The sequence below is a fragment of the Bacillus sp. CH_70 genome, from assembly GCF_038007045.1.
Lineage (GTDB): Bacteria > Bacillota > Bacilli > Bacillales > Bacillaceae_G > Bacillus_A > Bacillus_A cereus.
Genome location: NZ_JBBOWL010000002.1, coordinates 348,366 through 366,520, shown reverse-complemented (window position 1 = coordinate 366,520; position 18,155 = coordinate 348,366). Strand labels below are relative to the sequence as shown.

Sequence of the window (18,155 nt, the reverse complement as noted above, 5' to 3'; positions counted from 1 at the left end):
AGCTCGAAATCCCTAAATACTGTATTATATTTATATTTATCCATCTTATTGTTCGTAAAATTGGTATTTCGCGCGAACTTGTTGTTTGTTTTTAGAGTAAATAATCACCGCCCTTCTATTGTCGAATTTCACTGATTCCAATTAATCTTTCTTTATATTAAAAATACCCTATAGAATGATTTTTTTCATTTTCTATAGGGTATTTTTTTATATGGAATCTCTTATATTATTTTGATTCTGTCTTATACGAAACAAAAAAGTAAAGAAAAAAGTACATTTATATAATATAACTTCTTTTTTTGAGATATTTTATTAAAGATCGCCATTTGTTCTAACTAGTTTGTCTTCAACAATTCTAACCATGGAACCATTTGCAACTTCATTTCTTATGTGACTACTATATTGAGTAATACTCCATGAATAATTGTTGTAAGCAATCGTTCTACCAACTTCATTATTATATAGATCCATTTCCTTATCAACCCCACTAGAATATTGCTCATGGGCATCTGTCCAAACTTTTGCTCTTGCAACACCAACATCACGGCCTTTAATAGTACCTAATTCTTTAGCAAGGGCTGCATTCCAAAAAGAGTGCCTAAAAGCATCACCATTTCCTTGATAAAGTGTTGAGTTGCTGTAATATTTCTCTGAAGTTGTCTTTGCTAAAACGGAACAAGCCCCATAAGTTACAAATTCAAATGGATTTTTCTTGGCTAAATCAACCTCAGCATCAGTCAATGTACCAAAGCCAGGTATTTGAAGTGAATATGCGGAGCGAAATGATACTGATGGATTATTTTTAATCTTTTCCGCCACAATTTGATTTAACTCTTCTTCAGATTTGCTGTCAGCAATGTTTTTCACTGCTTTATATATATCATTTAAAGCAGATAGATTAATTGATTTGACTTCCTCATCAGTCAGAAATTCATTACTTTCTACGGTATCAATATAACTTAATACTTTTCCTTCTGTAGTTTTGTTAGACGAAATTGATTGTACTTTAGTTATATCCCCTTCATCTGCATACGAATTACTTGGGAGAACCCCAACACCTAATAATCCCATAGTTAATGCCGTGGCCCCTAAACGTTTTAAGCTTTGACTTTTTCTCATATTATCCCCAAAACCTTCCTTAGATTCAGATTCATATAAATTCAAATATTAATCTGAAAAAATTTTAATATTTTTATGTAAAACTTTATTTAAAAAGTTACACACTTAAGTGAAAAATAATGAAAGGATTTTACATTTTACAAAATCCTTTCATTTTTATATCTCATTTTAACATTTATACAACTTGTTTCCAATTATATTTATGGAATTTTTTAAATATTATAGACGAACAATTAGTACACCCTCCTTTAATAAAACTAAATATCCTGTCAATAATGTATATAACATTAGATTTTCTCCTTGTTCCCCCTTGGAGAAACAGCCGAGCAGTTAGTTTTTGCTAGCTGCTCTTTTATTTATGAAAAAAGATAAAATTTTTTATAATGATTCTTCTTTATTTCTCAATATAAAGAGTCCTGGATTTTCGTTAACAATCTTATAGTATATAAACAAAGAGTAAGGTAAGAGTTCCCCTTTGCCATTTTAGGAAAGGTTCTGTTGGAAACAGCGGAACCTTTTTTCGTAATTTAAAGATTCTAAGACAAAATAAAATATTTACCATGAAGGTAATTGTTAAATATTTTACGCTTATACAGTATAATGGGATAGTTATTGTGTATTGGCATTAAGAGGAGCGTCCTGATTAAGCGCTTTTCTTTTTTTTATAAAATAGCTCCAAATTACTTGGACACATTTACCAGTTTATTAAACACAAATATCATGTTAAAATCCCTTGTGAATACGACATAACTGAACTTGGTGAAGCCCTGTAATATTTCCTATGGGGCTTCTTTTTTACAAGCAGTTATTTAATTACGCTGACTACCTTATTGTGCAAAATAACGATTTTGTTCACTTTTTTGATACATTTATAAAACATTCATATGTTATCTTCAGTAAGTTCTATTTCCTTTATAATATTGTGTGAAGTATACCAACGAACGAAGCCTAAAAAACTCTAATGAAGTAATGAAAAAAACCTAATTTCTCTACAAAACATTGAAAAATTAGGCTTTTTAATAGAAAAATTAGCATTCATAAACAATGAATACAGTTTAACTCTTCAATTCTATTTTCAGAGATTCATATATTCTTCTAAAGTCAGTTTTTCCTTATATATATTTTCAGCAATATCTCCTACATAGCGAATATGCCAAGGTTCATATGCATAACCCGTAATACTTTCCTTCCCCTTAGGATAACGAATGATAAACCCTGCACGATGCGCGTTTTCTTTCAGCCATTTTCCTTCCTTCGTATTCGCAAAGGATAGCTCTAGTTCATTGTTCGCACTTTTAGAAGAAACATCCATCGTTAACCCTGTTTGATGTTCGCTATGCCCTGGCTTTGCAGAGAAGCGATCCGTATGCTCTTGCCCATTCTTTTTAACATTGCTGGCATACAGGCCTTTTTGATACTCATAGGAACGAAATCCCGACACAGCATTCAACTGTATCCCATCTTGCTTAGCTAAAAAGAATAGTTTTTCTAATGCTTCCGCTGCCTCTTTACGAAGGTGACTCTTTTCTACGGTTCCACTAAATGAGAATGGTACATTTGGTACAACTAAATCCTCTGGCTTATAGTTTTCGGGTAAACCATACTCCTTATTTACTACAGCCTGTATACTAGCAAAAGAGCTTGCTATCTTTCTTGAAGTCCCATTTTGCTTTCTATTTTTTTCATTATTTATGGAGTTTTCACTAGTTTCATGGTTTGTCTTATATGGTTCTTTACCAATAGATACATTAGTGTAAACGATAAAGACACCTAATATTACTACTATACAAGTTAAGGTTCCTACTAATTTAAGTCTCATCATTCATTTCCTTCCTGCAACGCCTACTGTTACTCATTCATCATACTGTAACCATGTCAAATCCATATTAATTCCCTGTGAACTTTTTTTCATAGCGTATTTCTTAATAAATTGATAGTATATCTTCCCGTACTTTTGACACCCTGAAAATATCAGTTCTATTCATACGTGTAGAAAAATAATCTAAAAATTCGTATAATAAGATAAGAAGTGTAGCATTCTATTATAGAAAGGTCTTGGTATAATGCTAGGTATTGATGTAAGGAAAACAAAAGAAGAGTTAATTATTTCATGGCAATTGGCGGAGGTTACGATTCCATTACGTGATGTGCTTGAGGTTACCGAAGATGCTACCTATGCTGGAGTTGAGGAACCAACTGCAATCCGTATTGGAACAGCATATGGGACAACTGAATCGACGATGCAGTTTCCAGACATACGGATATTCTTCATTATGTAGTTTTGTAGTATGTATTTATTTTCTTTTTACCTTTAATTCTAAGTCCATTTGTCGACTCTCCCAGGTATGCGTAATGAATGGTTCCTGCCTAAAATCAATCTACTACTCTAAAATCATTTGAGTGCTAATTCTTTTTATCTAGTATCTATTCCCTATGTGATAATTATAAGTTGTAGTTAGCTATAGGCATTCCATTTATCACTTTGATATAACGGTTGACCTGTGTTCCAGTCGCACATAATCCATTCCACCGTTCCACTCCCAGCATCTTTAAACTGCATTTGAACTTCTACTTTATCCGTTGTAACATGAAAAATATCCATTGCCCTTCTCTCAGTTTGTAACACGTTCTTCCCAGCTTCTTTTGGATATTTGTTCATCATTTTTTGTATGGCTACTCTTGCCATTTCCTCATTATACGGTGAAGCATCATCATTATCCTTCACTTTATCTTTATCTTTTTCTACTTGACCGACAGCTTCTTCATTTGTGTTTGCACGACTCTCTGATCCAACCTTTAATTTGTCTTCGTTTGAGCATGCTGTTAACAGTATTCCTAAACTAACAATACATGACACTACTTTTTTCACTATTTTTACACCCTTCCATTTTCAGTATGTTTCTATTATTAAAATCTATTTAATAGTATATTAATATATAATTATATATAGTATAATCGTATCATTCAAATCTGTAGGAGGAAATTATGAAAAGAAATATGCTTAAAGTAAGTAAGAACATATTATTAGCAGGTTGTACGTTTAGCTTATTGGTAGGTTGCTCTTCCAACCATTCAGAACCAAAAGAAGGAAGTAAAACAACTGTATCTGCGAATGAAAGTACAACTAAAGACCAAGTGGCCAACGGGTCAAAAATAGGGGAAACTAGTAATTCCGATTCGTCTAAAAAAGATATAAATGCCAAAGACCATAAAGAAATTACTATAGATCAATTCGGCGGAGAAAGTTTTTCTAATTTATTAGACGATAGAAAAGTGAAAGAACTGGGTGTTGCTCGAAAGGGTGATTATATTTACGTCATGTTCCAAAAATACATCCAAGAAGAGAAAAAAGATAAGACCTTTATATCAATCGGCAAAATAGACGATAAAGAAGGAAAATGGATCATAAAAGATCAACATTTTGCTAATGGAGAAGACGGCGTAACCTCTACACTCTTTGGAGATGCACACATCATTTCAAATGGTTTAGTAGCAAGAACCGCTCTTATGGATGAGAACGCTAAAATGGTAGAGATTGATACCAATCTACAAAGTTCTTCTTCTAATAATATTAGTAATAGTCAAAATACATCCAATAGATATTATTATGTACAAACCTCGAACGGTAGTGCTCTATTAGTACAAGAAGGCGAAAAGGTCTTCCTGCATTTAGATGACGGTACAAAAAAAGAAATAAAAAATCTGAAATTAAAGGATTATGGCACTAACAATATTTATATTGATTTAAAACAAAACTTACTATATGATGGCTCTGGAAAAACAGTATTTGATATAAACAAAGGCGATTATGTATATGATAAACAAGGTCAAAAATTAAAGTATGGCATAAATTACGCTCAAACCCTTGTCGCTGCAAATGCTAAATACGTTATCGCTAACACAAACAATGGTACAAAATTAAAGTTTGACGTGTATAATACTACTACTGGCGGTAATGCAGTGCGAAGTATTGAATCAGAAGCAATTCAACGTGCGAGTATAGGGGGGGTATTAAGTGGTTCTGAAGCACATTTATACCACTTCAGTTTGACAGGCGACTATATTCACTATGTAGGGCTAATCGAATACAAAGGTAAGCCAAGCATTCAATATAAAAAGATATATGCTGGAGAATAACCATTTCTAAATGCATTACTTATTAACTCCTGCCTCCTTACCATTGCTTTAATTAGGATTTATTCCAAATCTAGTTATCCTAGCATGATTAAAAAGAGAACCCGATGAGGGTTCTCTTTTGTTTTTAAGTACTTTTATACAATACCCACTATCATATAGAAACGATGCCATAAGGGAGCTGCCAAGCTCTATCAAATAGAATATGTAAAACGAAGTAAAAAGGAGGATGTCAAATGGATTTTTTGAACAAGATAGATCCTTTCGTACGTCAACTTTTTCTTGTGCCAGTTTTCGTTATCGGATTCGGCGTTTATGTTTCATACGTCACAAAACGCATATGGGTTGCACCTGTTCTTACACTTCTGTTAAATACCCTATATATTACGTGGTATGCTCTTAGCAATTATCCCGTATCATATGTCAACTGGAGCATGATTACAGCATGGTGCGTGACATTTCCCGTCATTTCATTTCTGATAAGTTATATCCTCGTGAAGGGATTCTATAAAAAGTATAAAAGCTATTTCCGTAATATTTGTTGTTATGCAGAAATTTTCACCACTCCTTAAAAATCCATATAAAATCGTAGTGTAATCAATAAAAATTAGGAGTGAAGTAGAATGGAGAAAAAAGAGAGAACTCATACACTTGAACAAAAATTCGAGGAAAAATTGTTAAAAATATTAAGACACAAAGGTTGTCTGGCTGATGCTAATGATGACGAAGTTTTGAGGAGAATAGAAGTTGATTTTGAAGGCGGAGTGATCCTTGAGATAGACGTTTGTAACGGTGTTCGTGACGATAACAGTTCGCCTTATATGAATGTAAACTGATATAAAGACAAAAGGTGTTTATATGCGTTTGATACAGATCCAGAAGGTGAACTCATTGGAACGTATGACCGTGGATATGCTTCAGGATCTTAGCTTTGATGATTCTATTTTCATTTTGTTTCTTACTCGCCCAGGTACTGGCTTCCTTGCCTGCTCGACCAATTCTGGATACTGCAGTTTACCCGTAAACTCTTCTTTTTTACAGGTACGGTCGCTGCCTTATAACTATCCTCTTCTCTCTTATTTTGCTTTGTTTCGCTTCCTTTCTGCTGGTCTTTCTCCGCTACATTTCTTGTAACGGGAATTCCAGTGTCATATTTGCTACTACAGCCTGTTACCAATCCTAAAATCATGCACAATGTAGAAATGAACCATAAAAATTTCTTTATCGTATGCCTCCCTCTCTTCTTGTTTTTCTTCCCTTACATCATAACGAAATTGGAATCAGTGTTTGAAAAACTATTGATTTCTATGATTGGACAAAGATTTATGTATAAATCCATTGCTTAACTCCTCTATTCTTTCAAACGGACTTTTTATGATACGTATGCAGGATTCCCCCATACATGTACCGAAACCCCAATAGGGAAACATTCCACTAATTACCATCCTTATTTCATACCATTATACATTCGGAGGTTAAACAGGATGAAAAAAAAGAAGTTACAAAAATCAGCACTTTCTTTTACCCTACTCTTTTCTTTAGGTATTTCTTCTTTTCCGCTTACAACAACCATTCATGCGGATACACAAGGGGTACAAACTGCAGAAAAGAAACAAGTCTCTTTAATGGAGCGTACGTCATTATTTTTTGACTATCTCCAGCAAGGTAAATATGCAGAAGCACTTCAGTTGACGTCTGCTGCTTTTCAATCCAAGTTTACGGCAAACATATTACAAAACTGGTGGACACAAAGTGGCGGGAGCAGGATTACAAGCATGGGAACACCTGTTATTAAAGAACGAAACTTAGTCCATCAAACGGTTGAAATTCCAGGAGCTATCGAAGGAACTACTATTCCACTACTCCTTAAATTCACGCCTGGCGGCAAAGTTGATGAAGTTGGCGTACGAACGATACCACAGAAATCTTATACCATCCCGCATCCTAGTTATGACCAACCTGATTCCTACCAAGAACGTGAAATCGTAATTGGAAATACAACATACCCGTTACCAGCCACATTAACGGTTCCAAAACATAAACCTGGCGAAAAAGTACCTGTTGTTGTTCTTGTTCACGGTTCGGGTCCGCAAGATCGTGACAGTACAATTATGGGAACTAAAATCTTTAGAGACCTTGCAGCCGGTCTTTCATCAAGCGGTATCGCAGTGTTACGTTACGAGAAACGTTCCTTAGAACACGGTTTTAAAATGAGTGCAGAACCTGCTACATTAGACCAAGATACTACAGATGATGCCATATATGCAGCAAAATCAGCAGCGCAGCAGGAAGGCATTGACCCAGATAATATTTTCATTCTCGGACATAGCCAAGGAGCTGGCACAATGCCGCGTATACTAAGCAAAGCACCTTCATCACTTGTAAGAGGAAGTATTTTAATGGCACCTCCTGCACGTCCTTTTACTGACATGCTCCTTGATCAGTATCAGTACCTCGGGGCACCTAAGGAATTTATTGATGAACTAAAAAAACAATTCGCTTATATTAAGGATTCTACTTTTGATCCAAATCACCCACCAGCTGGTTATAATTATCCTTCTCCACATTTCATGTATGATGTGACTCGTTGGCGTCCAGTTGAGGAAGCGAAATCACGAAAAGAGCCATTACTGATTCTGCAAGGCGCACGTGATTATCAAGTAACTGTAAAAGAAGAGTTTACGAGATGGCAAGAAGGGCTTTCAAGCCGCAGTAATGTTCAGTTCAAAGAATATCCGAAATTGAATCACATATTCACGGAGGGCGACGGGGAATTCAGTCACCCTAGTGAATACGAAGTCCCTTCCAATGTTCCTGCGTATGTCATCCAGGACATCGTTACATGGGTCAATGAGACAAAGAAATAAGAAAACAACAAAAGCCATCATGCAATCATCATTTCGTGATGGTTTTTGTGATATTAAAACATGTCATATCAGAAATTAATCACTTCTATGAATTGATATTTTTACAACGCTTATTTGCTTCATATCTTGATATTCCTGGTCCGTCAGTGCAAGAATACAAAATTTATTTCGATATGTAAGAATGCATATTATTTCTCTTGGATGTTATGATATACTCTCTTTGTGAGCTGATACAATATTTCTTTAGATTGGAAAACTAAAACCTCATTAACCCAAGTTGGGGGCGCCATTTGGCGTCTTTTTTTAGTTTTGCTCCATAGGCATTTAGCTTAGATATTGAAGTAACCCCAAAACAAAAAATAAGCTGCCCTTTTGGAAAACTTATGTATATCATTTTCGAATGCGGGAGTTCCATCTTTCAAAACTAACCTATTAAATAGGGTTAGATGTATAAACTATATTAATATCGGAATACTCTCAACTTGGGGTTACCGTAAATGCTTTCTCCTAATCATCCATATCGATAAATGACTTACTTCTGATCAATTTGCCTTTGTTGTTCTTCGTTTAAAAGGAGCTAGTTTTACATACGATAAAGCACTAAAAAACTGTGCACAAAAACCTGCATGGTAACAAGTTTTTGGCACAGTTCTATTATTTAATCCCTTTCATAAGTACCTGAATCTTTGGAGCCATGAAATATAAAATAACACTTAAAACAATGGATATTCCGCCAATTACACCGAAATAAATAATCTCTGTTTCAGGATTATATAATCGAACAAGCTGCGCATTGATAGCTTGTGCAGATGCACTCGTTAAGAACCATAAACTCATTGTTTGAGCAGAGAACGCTGCTGGTGCTAGCTTTGTAGTAATAGATAAGCCGACAGGTGATAAACAAAGTTCCCCGATTACGACTAGAAGGAAGCTAATGATTAACCAAATTGGGCTAACAAGGGATTCGGTACCATGGATATATGCAGGAATAATCATCACTAAGAATGATAAACCAGCAAATAATAAACCGACAGCAAATTTATTTGCTGTACTTGGTTGGCGTGAATTCAGCTTTACCCAAAGCCAAGCAAATACTGGTGCTAGTAAAACAATATAAATAGGGTTTAAAGATTGGAACCATGAAGATTGAACCTCCAATCCTGCAAAGTTTAACTGCGTACGTTGATCAGCATAACTAGCTAAGATGATTGCTCCCTGCTCTTGAATCGCCCAAAACATTGTAGCAGCGATAAATAATGGTATGTAAGCAATTAAGCGAGATTTTTCAACTTCTGTCGTCTTTGAACTACGGTACATAAAGACAAAGTAGCCTGTTGGAATTAGAATACCTAAGATACTTACAAGTAAAGTAAATCGATCAATCGTTAAAATACCTGTTGGAATTGTTAACACACAAACTAGTGCAATTGCGATAATACCAATACTAAACTGTATAAGGACCTTTTTTCTTTCCTTGTCTGTTAAAGGATTTGGTACTTGCGTTCCTGCTAATCCTAGATTTTTCTTTTTCGTAAGAACATACATAATTAATCCAAATAGCATACCAATTGCAGCCACACCAAAACCTAAGTGAAAGTTATACTTTTGACCGAGTGTTCCAATCACAAACGGAGATAATAGTGCTCCTAAATTAATACCCATATAGAAAATACTGAAACCTGAATCACGACGAGTATCTGTTTCACTATATAAATCACCAACAATACTAGATACATTCGGTTTTAATAACCCTGTTCCAAGTACTAAAAATACCATTGAGATAAATAATGTATTAACCGTTCCTGGTAGAGCTAAGATGAGATGACCAATCATTATTAAAACGCCACCCCAAAATATTGTTCTACTTGAACCTAATAGGCGGTCAGCAATCCACCCACCAATAATGCCAGACATGTAAACTAACGAACCATAGATAGCCATAATGGATGCAGCTGTGGCGTGATCCATCCCTAAGCCACCTTTAGAAATGGAATAGTACATATAGTAAAGTAATATTGCTCTCATTCCGTAGTAAGAAAATCGCTCCCAAAATTCTGTAAAGAATAAAGTAAATAGTCCTTTGGGATGTCCAAAGAAACCATTTTGCGGAACTGTGCGAATAATATCGCTTTTGTTAAGCTTCTCCATAAAAACACACTCCTAATATACAGATGTAATGATGTTTATTAAGTATATAACAAAAAATAGAAAATTTAAACAAATATCAATTAGTTAAATGATTAGATTTTTTAGAAAAAATAAATTATATATTGTTTTTAGTGATAATTTCATTTAAATTATATAATATAGATATATTAATTAGAATGTTAATACTGTATAAATATAAATACAAATATAGGAGGATTTATATATTGTCAATGAAAGTCGTTACGATTGAAGATATTTATCAAGAAATATTGGATGGAAAAAGGAAACGATTCCCTCCGAATACTTGGAAAGAAGATATGGATAATAAGCTCGCCCGCAGAGTAATCACATATTTATTACACAGTATCTTAAAATGGGATAAGGAAGACATCAGAAAAAAATGGAACACTCAATTACTTGTAAAATATAAATTGCGAGGATTACTTAAACATAGATACGAAAACAGCCCTTTTAAAGCAATAAATGATTTATACCCAAGTGAGTTTAAAGAGTGGGAGTTTGGTATGACTCCTTTAAATTTTTGGACGAAAGAAAAGGCATTAACGATTTTGAGATGGATGATTGAAGAAAAAAAAGGTTTATCGAACGAAAAGCTCTTACGCGTATACGGCAAAAAATGGTTGGAGAAAAACAAACTTAGTGCCCCTCTGGCTATGTACTGGAATAGTAGTCCGTTTGCAATGATTAACGATTTGTACCCTAGTCGTTTTAAAGAATGGGAATTTCTCATGACGCCCAATAACTTCTGGACAAAAGAAAAAGCATTAGAAGCATTGAAATGGACTATTGAAGAAAAAGAAAAATTATCGCCCGAACAAATACTGGATGTATACAGTATAAAGTGGCTAAAGACTCAAAGATTAGCGTCTCCATGTCAATCAATGTGGGGAAATAGTCCATTTAAAATGATAAACGACTTATATCCAGATCGCTTTAAAGAATGGGAATTTAAAGTTACACCAGTTGGCTTTTGGTCCAAATGTAAAGCACTAGAAGCATTAAGGTGGACCATTGAAGAGAAAGAAAAACTGGATGAAAAACAGCTATTAAACGTATTTAATCAACGATGGCTCATAAAACAAAAATTACGGACCCCCTTACAACGCTATTGGAAAGGAAGCCCCTACGGGATGCTTATTGCTTTATATCCAAATCGTTTTTCTAAAGGTACGTTCAAAGGGTATTGTAATAATTAAAGTAGAAATGTAGGCCTGAAAAGACTGTAGCTAAACTAACTTTTTCACATGCATATACCAACTAAGAACTTGCAAGAATATGTAATACTGAATCTAAGATATATAAGATATACTATACTACACGACAACACATGTTGTTTAACAATGTAGTTTTAAGGTGTATCAATACTTTGCTTGATACACCTGTTTTTTATGTTTTTTATCGCTCATTTATCACTACATTCAAACTCTTTATTACCACTTTTATTACTAAATTCATCAAAGCGACAAATATATTAAGTGAACTAAAATTTTTGAACTATAATAACTCAAACAAGGAGAATGGCATTGATTTCATTCTTTATTCTTCCTTCATTTCAGAAGAGAATTTTGAAAACAGAAAAGGATTTGACCTTTAAGGCCAAATCCTTTTCTGTTTCTATTATTTCGCAGCTAGTTTTTCTTTCACTTTCGCAGTAAGCTTGTCCTACTTCACTTCTTCTCAATTGGATTTATTAATAATTATGGTACATGAAATTATTAATAATAAAATAATTTTAGTTAAAACGTTTGAATTTTTTTGAGTTTTTTCTGATTTAAATTCCTGTATTGCATCTATATATACTCCTATATAATTAAAGTGCACTACTCAACACTTTTCGTTTAAGTTAGTCTATCAATTTCTAAATACCTAATTAACTTAAGTAAAAGTTATTTTAAATTATTTTGGAGGTAGAATATACGCCTATTTAGTCATCTTTTGTATACACTCTAATATTAATTATGTAATTTCCACTCGTACTTCCTGTTCCTGTAGTATTTGAACAACTAATTCTAATACAAAGCTTTGCATTAACTGGTACACATTCTCACAAAATGTACCTTCCTCTATAATATATTCAATACATTGCAAAATATAGCCTTCTATAAATAAGCTCCCGTTTTCAACCATAGCTAAATTTTGTCCTGCTTTTTTTTTTGCGGTAATAAGATTTCATTTTTCGTCAAAACAATGTCCTGTGACACTTCTTTAATTCCCATGACTTTTTCTCTAAATACCACATTTTCTCGTATACTAATCTCAGTTTTGTATTTTCCTATTTCTACTGGTAATTTTGCTATTATATAGTTATTTAATTCCACTTCGCTTTTCTTATCCAATTCTAAACTGTGAATAGGAACCCACAAAGCGGTCTCTATGTCATCATCTTCAATAGTGTCTGTCGCTTGTTGAGTTGGATATTCTAAAAGCACTCTCTTTTCATGAAGATTTGAAGAAACTAACCTACAATCAACCTCTCCATAATAATTGTATACTGTATTTAGTAATTTAACTTCCAACTCACGACAACTTTCGTTTTCTTCATTACGAAATACAAATTCTTCTTGATTTTTTTCATTTATATTAGGAATTCTCCTAAAATTACATACTTCAGAAATAATGGAAAATGGAGTTTTTACTATCATGGAACGCACTGAACTTCCTATTGCTGATTTAGAAATTAATTTCTCTTCTTTTTTTACCTTTCGGCTTAAATTATCATGAATATTAAGCTCTTTAATTTTATAAATTTTGTGCCCCATTCCCTTACCCACCCAGGGTTTATTCATCATCATCCGCTCCTTATCTGATGAATTTCATAAGATATACATGTTACTCATGACTATTTTCTTCATTATATATGTTTTAAAATAGTAAAAAAGACATTACCTTTGTAACAAAGACAATGTCTTTTTTTATTTTTACGCTTGTACTTGTTGTACCTGTAGTACTTTCAAAGTAAGATCTAGTACAATTTTTTCACGTAATGTGTCAAATGACTCATTTAAAGCTGTAGGACATGGTGAAAAATCTAATTCATAGAAATTAGCACTAATTAATTCACAATATGGTTGCTCATTGTAAAACACTGCATTTTCAAAGAAATACTTGTCCAAACGAGGTAAATCACCATTCTTAGGATTAATAAAATGAGAAGCCGCATCTGAAGAAGCTGCTATTAAAGGTAGTGTTAAAAAGTTACCTTCTGTTAGATCCGCAAATCCAGTAAAATTAACATTAGCAACACGATCATTTAAAGTTCCATTACAATCCGCGGATGCATATTCAATATTTTTACGAATATAGCCTTCTACGAATAGTTTCGCTCTTGTAACTCGACGATAATTCGTACCTGGTACTGGTGTAAAAGCTACAGGAACTAACTTACACTGTGTTAAAAATACATTTTTTAATACACGTTTAATTTCCACGGCTGGAGGATCTAAAGGAATATTTGCCTCTACAACAATTTGAACAGTTCTCTCTGCTAAAACAACTGGGACTTTTATTAATGCATTTGGTGTAACGATAGGTGCTGCAGCTTGATCAGCCAGTGGTATTTGAGTTTGTCCTTCAACTGGACATGGTACATTAATCGGACATTGTTCGCTCATATTTCATGCTCCTCTTTTTGTAAGATTTTAGAGTTCGTGGAATTTTCGAACTCATAATACTTGTATATGTCTTTGTTCTATTGATGTTTGGGTTCTATAGTAGTCTCTTTAATCATTATCGAAAAGTTGATATGATTTACTCATTTATATTGAATATTCTGAAAACATGGACGTTAATGCTTTATGAAGAGAGATAACATAGTGAAAAAATTTCTAAACTTATAGATTATACTGTTACTCTCTCACTAAAATGGTTAAATATCTTTATTAGCAATACCCTTTGTCTACATGTACATTTGTATTTGTTAAAAAAATATAATTCTTACTGATTAACATTTAATTTTTCTTATACATACAAACGTATGTTTTTATAGATTTGATACACATTTATATTAAACAAGAATATTTTATTGTATGGTGACTATCTAGTCATACAAATCTAAAGCGTTTATAAGAGCACACTTATATATGTGCTTTATTTTTTCATGACAATCAGACTTTCAAACTATATCATTCTAAAGCAATATGTATAAAATATCTTGTTTCCTCTTTCAACATAAAACTGATTTCAGAGTACAATTAAATATGTACTCTTGTAAATTGATAATACAGTTATTTAATTTTGACATATACATATAAGAGCCTTACTATATTAAATTGTAGTAAGGCTCTTATAGTTGTTTAATTCTTGTTTACCTAAAGCACTCAATAGATTTTTTAAGTGCATTCATTTATAGCTTCCTGCAATCCCTTGTTCGAAAGCAATTCATCTCCACCTAATCACTAGACTTTGGCCATTTACATTCCTTTATATTTATCATGAAACATTTCCAAAACATTCCATATTCTCACTGATTTCAATTTAATTATCAATTATTTCTCTTTGTAACTTGTCGATCACATTGCTAACTATAGTTACATCTTTAAATAAGAAGAGTCATCCAATAAGGGTGATCCCTGTCAAGTAGACAGTATTTAAAAAGCGTAACTAAGCAACCTGAGTTCTATATTTATATGGCCTCAGGTTATTTAATTTCTTTTGAAATCTTTGATGATTATAAAAATGTATATATTTACGTATGCAAGTTTAACCTCATTCGCTTTACGGAAGGAGGTTAAATGAAAAAACTCTGGTTTAAAGTGACTGAAGAAGTTTTTCATGCAAGCATTATTCCAACAGTTGCCCCTTCGAGACATACTTACCTTCATCTGATATTTTTTAATTAATTCATTATATTGACGAGATGTGTACTGGTATCCTTGATCACTATGCAAGAGATTACTAGTTAAATTTTATTCTCGTATGGTAATCCAAACCTTTTCCACTCGAGAAATCCTCCCTTTAAATTCACTACTTCCTTTATACCAGCTCTTTGTAAAATACTAGCTGCTATAGCAGAACGCAATCCAGTTCGACATTGTAAAACGATTGAGCAATCTTTTGGTATGCAATCTAGCTGCTTAAATAGATTTCCTAAAGGGATATGTATTGCATCATGAAGATGTCCTTCCTCCCACTCTTTTTTACTACGCACGTCGATTATCTTAACGTTTCCATCTTTTATATGCGGATATAATTCAATTGGTGTTTTTTCTTTGTAACTTTCAAATTTATCAAGTCTTTGTATAACTTGTAAGGGTGCAAAAGCAATAATATTATCTACCCCAATAGATTCAAAGTCTCTAATAACCTCTTCCACTCTAACCTTTTCCTCATCTAGAATGATTAAAGTTTCTGTTTTATAATCTAGTAACCATCCACACCAAGTTGTGAAAGAATTATTATAAGGTATGTTAATTGACTTCTCAATATGACCTGCAGCAAAACTCTCTACATCCCTTATATCAACTATTTGATGAACGCTCTTCAAAATTTCTTGAAGTTCTTCTACTGTATTAATAGCAGTACTTTTTCTCTTCTTACGAATTGGCGGACCATACTTATTTAAATTCTTCATTAATGAAAAATACTTTGGAGGCTCTGGCTGTCCCGTCAATAAAGTCGATATAAAATCACTTTCTTCATTACACTGAAATGCCCAATTGAACATCTTTTCATAACCTAATGTAGAAGTTGGAATTGCTCCTAATGCTTTTCCACATGCGCTTCCCGCACCATGTGATGGCCATATTTGCAAATAATCAGGAAGTATTTTTATTTTTTGTATAGAATCAAATAATTGTTTCGCTCCTATTTTTGCAGTATCTTTCATACCGACAGCATTTTCTAATAAATCCGGTCTTCCTATATCCCCTACAAATATAAAATCACCTGTGAATATTCCTATCGGCTTATCATTGGTATAGTTATTTTGACTTGTATCAGTTACTAAAAAAGAAATACTTTCAGGCGTATGCCCTGGGGTGTGAATTACATTAAATTTTATATGGCCTACTTTAAACTCTATGCCCTCTCTAACCAATTTGTATCGACCTTCGTTAAGATATTGATATTTCCAATCACAATCTCCTTCATCAGATACATATAAATTTGCATGATAAAGATTAGAAAGTTCTCTAGATCCAGAAAGAAAATCAGCATGAATGTGAGTCTCAGTCGCAGCAATTACTTCCATCCCCTCTTTCTTAGCAAACTCTATATATTGTTCTATATAGCGACCTGGATCAATTACAATTGCTACACCTTCCTTCTGACAACCGACTAAATAGGAAGCATGTGCTAATTTTTCATCATAAAAATATTTTAAAAGCATAGGTATTCCCTCCAGATAGGTATTTCAAATTGCTTTTCAATTTTTATAACCACTTTTTATCTTCTCCTATAAAATCCCTTTCAACATTAAATTCCAATACATATAGGGCAACATATATCTTTTAAGTAAAACATACTATACCGTTCTTTCGCTTGATTAAATGGAAACGTTTCTTGGGGCTCATGTTCATAGTTAAATTCAGCGAGTATAAGACTTTTATATCCTGTAACAATCGGACAGGATGTATATCCATCATATTTAGCATGCAAGTCTCTTCCGTTAAGTACGTCCATAATATTTTGTTTTAAGACAGGTATTTGTTTTCGAATTGCCGCTCCAGTTTTAGAGGTGGGTAAATTGGTGCAATCTCCAAGTCCGAAAATATTCTTATACTGTACATGCTGCAAAGTATAAGGGCTTATATCTACCCACCCCTGAGAATCACTTATCTCACTCTCTTTAATAAAATTAGGTGGCCCCATTGGTGGAACCACATGGATCATACTGTATGGTACAGTTTCTCTATTCAGTGTTTGCGTATCTTCAAAAATTGCTTCTCTCTTTTCGGCAATAATTTCTACTAAGTTTTTATTATAATTTGTTATAATTTGCTTTCTTTCTAGTACTTGTTCTAAAGTATTTGCATAACGTGGAACCTGAAATATGTTAGCGTTCGCAGTATAAAACATTACTTCACTTTTGTTTCTCACACCGTTATTAGAAAAATACTCTTCTGCTAAATACATAATCTTTTGTGGAGCACCACCGCATTTAATAGGAGTATTGGGGTGGGTAAAAATCGCATTTCCTCCTTTAAATTTTTCAATTTCTCTCCAAGTTGAATCAACATATTTATAAGAGTAATTGCTACAAACCCCATTATTCCCAATAGACTCTTTTAAGCCTTTAATACCTTCCCAATTAATTTGTATTCCGGCTGCTACAATAAGAATTTCATACTCAAGCAGCAGTCCATCATCTAAAAGTATCTTATTTTTAGATGGAAATAACTTAACAACACTTTTAGGGATCCACGTTGCTCCTTTTGGAATAAGCGATTCTTGATTACGCATCGTACTTTCCTTTGAAACAATGCCTCCCCCCACTAAACTCCATAGTGGCTGAAAGTAATGTTTTTTTGATGGATCAATAATCGCTATACTTTCTTTCAATAGGGGGACATTTCGCAACAAATGTGCAGTAGAAGATAGTCCTGCAGTCCCAGCACCAATTACAATAATTTTATAACTATCTCTGGTCTTCATTATCCTCTTCCTATCTAAAATTGATTTTTTAATTAAACCATCCTTAGCCTTATTTCATCTTATAAACAATATTATAAGTTAAAAACACCATTAATTTATCTGATTTAAATGAATATTTAGTTAAAAACAATCAACAAAATTACTATATGCATGAATCCCCCATGTTACTTCTTTAATTTGTTTCAAACACTACAAACTTTATATTTCCCAATATTATCCTGAATTCTAACTACATTTAATTACATCACATGCCAATAAACATTGGATTGTGAGTTA

Annotated in this window: 11 protein-coding genes and 4 pseudogenes; 5 read left to right on the top strand and 10 right to left on the bottom strand. The window is 33.2% G+C overall.

Annotated features, from left to right (window positions below; genetic code table 11):
* Positions 1 to 312: 312 nt before the first annotated feature.
* Both N2V79_RS28755 and N2V79_RS28750 read right to left on the bottom strand, forming a co-directional pair.
* Positions 313 to 1,119 carry a DUF6973 domain-containing protein gene (locus N2V79_RS28755; RefSeq protein WP_340720515.1) on the bottom strand — a complete coding sequence of 269 codons (807 nt, stop codon included), beginning with the start codon at positions 1,117 to 1,119 and terminating at the stop codon, positions 313 to 315.
* 1,075 nt (positions 1,120 to 2,194) lie between these two features.
* Entirely contained in the window at positions 2,195 to 2,938 is a 744-nt protein-coding gene (locus N2V79_RS28750; protein ID WP_340720543.1) for a M15 family metallopeptidase, read from the bottom strand.
* Between the two features lie 244 nt (positions 2,939 to 3,182).
* On the opposite strand from N2V79_RS28750, the pseudogene N2V79_RS28745 reads away from it, so the two are divergent.
* A pseudogene (locus tag N2V79_RS28745) lies at positions 3,183 to 3,353 on the top strand (SunI/YnzG family protein); the annotation flags it as partial.
* 221 nt (positions 3,354 to 3,574) lie between these two features.
* Here the strand turns inward: N2V79_RS28745 and N2V79_RS28740 are convergent.
* Positions 3,575 to 3,988 carry a hypothetical protein gene (locus N2V79_RS28740; RefSeq protein ID WP_340720514.1) on the bottom strand — a complete coding sequence of 138 codons (414 nt, stop codon included), beginning with the start codon at positions 3,986 to 3,988 and terminating at the stop codon, positions 3,575 to 3,577.
* 116 nt (positions 3,989 to 4,104) lie between these two features.
* Here N2V79_RS28740 and N2V79_RS28735 point away from each other — a divergent pair, with 116 nt between their 5' ends.
* The 3 genes from N2V79_RS28735 to N2V79_RS28725 all read left to right on the top strand — a co-directional run bounded on the left by N2V79_RS28735 (position 4,105) and on the right by N2V79_RS28725 (position 8,120).
* Positions 4,105 to 5,256 (top strand): hypothetical protein, encoded by a 1,152-nt coding sequence (locus N2V79_RS28735; protein WP_340720513.1) that lies wholly within the window; start codon positions 4,105 to 4,107, stop codon positions 5,254 to 5,256.
* Between the two features lie 620 nt (positions 5,257 to 5,876).
* Complete coding sequence (locus N2V79_RS28730; RefSeq protein ID WP_151614135.1) at positions 5,877 to 6,089, top strand: hypothetical protein; 213 nt, start codon at positions 5,877 to 5,879, stop codon at positions 6,087 to 6,089.
* 648 nt (positions 6,090 to 6,737) lie between these two features.
* Positions 6,738 to 8,120, top strand: a complete 1,383-nt coding sequence (locus N2V79_RS28725; RefSeq protein ID WP_340720512.1) for an alpha/beta hydrolase family protein — start codon at positions 6,738 to 6,740, stop codon at positions 8,118 to 8,120.
* Between the two features lie 654 nt (positions 8,121 to 8,774).
* Here N2V79_RS28725 and N2V79_RS28720 read toward each other — a convergent pair.
* Positions 8,775 to 10,268, bottom strand: coding sequence for a peptide MFS transporter (locus N2V79_RS28720; protein WP_340720511.1), 1,494 nt, complete (start codon positions 10,266 to 10,268; stop codon positions 8,775 to 8,777).
* A 176-nt stretch (positions 10,269 to 10,444) separates the two neighbouring features.
* On the opposite strand from N2V79_RS28720, the gene N2V79_RS28715 reads away from it, so the two are divergent.
* Positions 10,445 to 11,485: a DUF4046 domain-containing protein gene (locus tag N2V79_RS28715; protein WP_445661893.1), complete on the top strand. Its 1,041-nt coding sequence runs from the start codon at positions 10,445 to 10,447 to the stop codon at positions 11,483 to 11,485.
* Between the two features lie 760 nt (positions 11,486 to 12,245).
* Here the strand turns inward: N2V79_RS28715 and N2V79_RS28710 are convergent.
* From N2V79_RS28710 to N2V79_RS28690, 6 genes and pseudogenes are all read right to left on the bottom strand, one after another.
* Positions 12,246 to 13,081: pseudogene (locus N2V79_RS28710) on the bottom strand (BC_2427 family protein).
* Positions 13,082 to 13,207: 126 nt separating this feature from the next.
* Positions 13,208 to 13,900: a CsxC family protein gene (locus N2V79_RS28705; RefSeq protein ID WP_259591398.1), complete on the bottom strand. Its 693-nt coding sequence runs from the start codon at positions 13,898 to 13,900 to the stop codon at positions 13,208 to 13,210.
* A 988-nt stretch (positions 13,901 to 14,888) separates the two neighbouring features.
* Positions 14,889 to 14,969 carry a hypothetical protein gene (locus N2V79_RS29315; RefSeq protein WP_431140633.1) on the bottom strand — a complete coding sequence of 27 codons (81 nt, stop codon included), beginning with the start codon at positions 14,967 to 14,969 and terminating at the stop codon, positions 14,889 to 14,891.
* A 119-nt stretch (positions 14,970 to 15,088) separates the two neighbouring features.
* Positions 15,089 to 15,175, bottom strand: a pseudogene (locus N2V79_RS28700) (hypothetical protein); the annotation flags it as partial.
* An 11-nt stretch (positions 15,176 to 15,186) separates the two neighbouring features.
* The gene (locus N2V79_RS28695; protein ID WP_340720509.1) at positions 15,187 to 16,614 is read right to left on the bottom strand and encodes an MBL fold metallo-hydrolase; all 1,428 of its coding nucleotides are present in this window, start codon (positions 16,612 to 16,614) and stop codon (positions 15,187 to 15,189) included.
* 66 nt (positions 16,615 to 16,680) lie between these two features.
* Positions 16,681 to 17,879 (bottom strand): annotated as a pseudogene (locus tag N2V79_RS28690) (FAD/NAD(P)-binding oxidoreductase).
* Positions 17,880 to 18,155: the final 276 nt, after the last annotated feature.

Bases quoted from the DNA above. Each gene is read 5' to 3' on its own strand.
- N2V79_RS28755 (WP_340720515.1), bottom strand. From the start codon at position 1,119: ATGAGAAAAAGTCAAAGCTTAAAACGTTTAGGGGCCACGGCATTAACT.
- N2V79_RS28750 (WP_340720543.1), bottom strand. From the start codon at position 2,938: ATGAGACTTAAATTAGTAGGAACCTTAACTTGTATAGTAGTAATATTA.
- N2V79_RS28735 (WP_340720513.1), top strand. From the start codon at position 4,105: ATGAAAAGAAATATGCTTAAAGTAAGTAAGAACATATTATTAGCAGGT.
- N2V79_RS28730 (WP_151614135.1), top strand. From the start codon at position 5,877: ATGGAGAAAAAAGAGAGAACTCATACACTTGAACAAAAATTCGAGGAA.
- N2V79_RS28725 (WP_340720512.1), top strand. From the start codon at position 6,738: ATGAAAAAAAAGAAGTTACAAAAATCAGCACTTTCTTTTACCCTACTC.
- N2V79_RS28720 (WP_340720511.1), bottom strand. From the start codon at position 10,268: ATGGAGAAGCTTAACAAAAGCGATATTATTCGCACAGTTCCGCAAAAT.
- N2V79_RS28715 (WP_445661893.1), top strand. From the start codon at position 10,445: ATGTTAATACTGTATAAATATAAATACAAATATAGGAGGATTTATATA.
- N2V79_RS28705 (WP_259591398.1), bottom strand. From the start codon at position 13,900: ATGAGCGAACAATGTCCGATTAATGTACCATGTCCAGTTGAAGGACAA.
- N2V79_RS28695 (WP_340720509.1), bottom strand. From the start codon at position 16,614: ATGCTTTTAAAATATTTTTATGATGAAAAATTAGCACATGCTTCCTAT.